This is a genomic window from Desulfobulbus rhabdoformis (assembly GCF_016919065.1).
Taxonomy (GTDB): Bacteria; Desulfobacterota; Desulfobulbia; order Desulfobulbales; family Desulfobulbaceae; genus Desulfobulbus; species Desulfobulbus rhabdoformis.
Map to the genome: position 1 here is coordinate 1 of NZ_JAFFQA010000148.1, position 721 is coordinate 721.

The following is a 721-nucleotide window of genomic DNA, read 5'->3' on the forward strand; positions in this document are numbered from 1 at the left end:
CAGAGCATGAGCAGTGGAGTCAACGCAGATTTGAGAACAAGCGCTATGTGTATATCTGGGCCGATGGCGTGTATTTTAATATCCGCAGCGATGATGCCAGGCAATGTATCCTTGTAATTATTGGCGTGACGGAGCAAGGGAGGAAAGAGTTTGTTGCTATCGAAGATGGATACCGGGAATCTGAGCAGAGCTGGACAGAATTACTGGTACGCGTCAAAGAGCAAGGGCTTATCCACTCCCCTAAGTTGGCTATTGGTGACGGTGCCTTAGGATTCTGGAAATCGTTGCACAAGATTTTCCCACAAACAAAACATCAGCGATGTTGGGTACATAAAACAGCCAACGTGCTCAACAAACTGCCTAAAATGGTTCAACCAAAGGTCAAGCAGGCGTTGCACGAAATATGGATGGCGCCGACAAAGAAGGACGCCTTTGAGGCCTTCGAAACAACCATCCAGGCTTATTCGGGAAAATATCCCAAGGCCATGGAATGCCTGGAGAAGGATAAAGAGCAATTGCTCGCTTTCTATGATTTCCCAGCACCACATTGGCAACACATTCGGACATCCAATCCGATTGAATCAACCTTTGCCACAGTACGGCTAAGAACAGATAAGACCCGGGGCTGTGTTGCCCGCCGAACAATCTTGGCCATGGTCTATAAACTGGGAATGAGTGCAGAAAAAAAGTGGCAAAGGCTACGAGGATTCAAGCTCCTTGC

The 721-nt window shown here is 47.9% G+C and carries 1 protein-coding gene; it reads left to right on the forward strand.

Features of this window, described 5'->3' with window-relative positions; genetic code table 11:
• Positions 1-721 (forward strand): IS256 family transposase (locus JWJ90_RS22830; RefSeq protein WP_205229513.1); only part of this gene is annotated, 721 nt, incomplete at both ends.